Consider the following 2,615-nt stretch of genomic DNA (forward strand, 5'->3'; position numbering starts at 1 on the left):
TTGCAAACTCAACCTTCAAGGCATTGTGATAGATGCTCTCCAGAAAACCAGGTCCTAACTTTTTATGGACATTAATACAGGCATTAATAATCCTATCAGTTAACTCTTCTTTTCTCCACTTCTCCATTTTCTCCCTTTCTCCTTATTTTTATCCTACCTGAACTCTTACGAATTGTTGATTATCAGGTTTTGTTGCCCAGCGGTTGTGAAACCAGAGCCATTGGTCAGGATACTGACGAATATATGATTCTAACTTCTTTGTTAATCTTTGCGTATTTTCCACAATGGCGGTTTTTATATTTGGGGTAGTGGTTAATTGACAGGGTGGTTCGATAATAATCTGATGTTGATTATTTTTTATTCGAATATCAAAGATAGGGATTAATTCTGCCCCAGTCCGCATGGCAAAAACTACAGGCCCTGGAGGAGTTGATGCAGGTCTGCCAAAAAAATCAACGAATACGCCACCTTTCCCTCCATCCTGGTCACCAATTATCGTTATAATCTCATTATTTTTGAGAATCTGAAAAATTTCTTTTGGAGCGACTGTGTGAAATATAGTTTTAGTTTTGAACTTAGTTCGTTTCTGTTGAATTAATTTTTCGACAAACACATTTTTTTGACGACGAATCATAAGATTCAAATTATAGCCTTTAAGTATTAAGGCTTCAGTCATAAGTTCCCAATTTCCTATATGTCCGCTATAAATAATAACCCCCTTACCTTTTTTTTTAGCCCGCTCTAAATTTTCTAATCCTTTGATACGCACAAAGTTATCCACATTATCTTTATTAAGTCTGGGGAATAAGATAAATTCAATCAGGCTTTTGCTCATATTTCTAAAGGTATTAATCGCCAATCGCTTAATTTGCTTTTTATCATATTGGTCTTTAAATGCATGTGTGAGATTATCAATCGCCAGTTTTCTTCTTTTAGCATCCAAAATATAACCAATCTCCCCTAACCGGTTAGATAACCAATAATCTATCCGCCAGGGTAATGAAGTAATTAAATCAGATAATATCTTTACGGCGATAAATTCAAGGTAATGTCTTACTTGCATTTATTCAATTTAAACCCTTTTGAACAGTTATACAGAAGCCATCTCTAATATCTCTGGCACAATCTCTTCTTTGCCAATAGCCATGATATGGACGCCTGAACAGATATTTTCTTGTTTTATTTGTTTAATCTGTCTGGCGGCAATTTCTATGCCTTTTTGGAGTGCTTTACCTTTTTCTACGCTTGCCATTTCATCAATAAGTTCTTGAGGAACAGTAACGCCAGCGACATTGGCATTAAGATATTTTGCCATACCAACGCCCGTCAGGACTAAAATACCGGCTAATATCTTCACCTCAAATTGTCTGGCGTATTCCATAAATTTCTTAAGCATGTCCATATTATAAACGGCTTGAGTCTGGAAGAATTCTGCACCTGCTTTGATTTTTTTGCGGAATTTTAATAATTGGGAATCCATACGGTCAGCCTCTGGGGTAGCAGTTGCTCCAATACAAAATTCTACTCCTCCATCTAGTTGGGTCCCGCCAAGGTCTTTACCCTCGGTTAAAGTTTTAACTGCAGAGATTAACTGAACTGAATCCAAATCAAAAACCTGTTTGGAGCCTTTATGGTCACCAAGACTAATATGGTCTCCAGTTAAGCAAAGGACATTGTGAACACCAAGCACATAGGCGCTAATCAAATCTGACTGCAATGCCATTCGATTTCGGTCACGGCAGGTCATTTGTAAAATTGGTTCACCACCATAATCCTTGATAATATGACAGGCGGCAAGAGAAGAAAGTCGCATTACCGATGATTGATTATCCGTAACATTCAACCCATGCACTTTGTCTTTCAACATCTCAATATGATGAACCATCTTCTCAATATTTGTTCCTTTTGGCGGCCCAATCTCCGAAGTAATGATAAATTCGCCTAATTTAAGGGCATCTTTAAATGGCTGTTTCATTATTTTTCCCTCCTTAAGTTTGGTAAATGGTAACTGGTGAATGGTAATTAGTTATCAATTACTGGTTTCCTGCTTTTTAATTTCGTGAAACTCTATTAATACTCGATATTCAAGTTTTTTTAAGATTAAGTGGTTTATCCTTTTTTAACCGCAAAGAACGCAAAGAAATTAACCGCAAAGAACGCAAAGATTATAGGTTGTTCACCACCCTTTTAATTCCTTCCTTGAGTCTTAATCTGGACTTTCGTAAATTTTATGCTATTTCTAAAATTCTCTTTATCCTTATCAATCTGTTTATTTTGTTCAAAGAGGGCAAAATTAGGCTCAAAAGCCTGATGATTTTTTTGCAACTTATTCTTTGAAATTGAGTTGATAAAAAATGCTTTACCTATTTTCTTCCTTTTGTGTCCTTTGCATTATTACTTTGTGCCCTTTGTGGTTTATCCTTTTTTAACCGCAAAGAACGCAAAGATTAAAGGTAAAAGGAATCATAGAAAATTCACGAAACTCCAGTTAATACATTGAAATTTATAAGCAATTAACAATATTTGAAAGTTCGTTTTCGTTTATAGACCTGTTTTCCTTTCTTTGCGTCCTTTGCGAAACCTTCCTTTGCGCTCTTTGCGGTTAAATCTTTATA

The 2,615-nt window shown here is 35.8% G+C and carries 4 protein-coding genes; all 4 read right to left on the reverse strand.

Annotated features, from left to right (window positions below; all coding sequences use genetic code 11):
* Positions 1-127 (reverse strand): GxxExxY protein (locus AB1414_18885; protein ID MEW6609479.1); only part of this gene is annotated, 127 nt, incomplete at its 3' end.
* A 21-nt stretch (positions 128-148) separates the two neighbouring features.
* Entirely contained in the window at positions 149-1,063 is a 915-nt protein-coding gene (locus AB1414_18890; GenBank protein MEW6609480.1) for a lysophospholipid acyltransferase family protein, read from the reverse strand.
* A 27-nt stretch (positions 1,064-1,090) separates the two neighbouring features.
* Positions 1,091-1,975: a methylenetetrahydrofolate reductase gene (locus AB1414_18895; protein ID MEW6609481.1), complete on the reverse strand. Its 885-nt coding sequence runs from the start codon at positions 1,973-1,975 to the stop codon at positions 1,091-1,093.
* 212 nt (positions 1,976-2,187) lie between these two features.
* A complete protein-coding gene (locus AB1414_18900) occupies positions 2,188-2,325 on the reverse strand; it encodes a hypothetical protein (protein ID MEW6609482.1) in 138 nt (45 codons plus the stop codon).
* Between the last annotated feature and the right edge of the window lie 290 nt (positions 2,326-2,615).

Source organism: bacterium (assembly GCA_040755795.1).
Lineage (GTDB): Bacteria > UBA9089 > CG2-30-40-21 > CG2-30-40-21 > SBAY01 > JBFLXS01.

What these genes read in the sequence shown, in the direction of transcription:
- AB1414_18890 (MEW6609480.1), bottom strand. Translation starts at nt 1,063, where the DNA reads ATGCAAGTAAGACATTACCTTGAATTTATCGCCGTAAAGATATTATCT.
- AB1414_18895 (MEW6609481.1), bottom strand. Translation starts at nt 1,975, where the DNA reads ATGAAACAGCCATTTAAAGATGCCCTTAAATTAGGCGAATTTATCATT.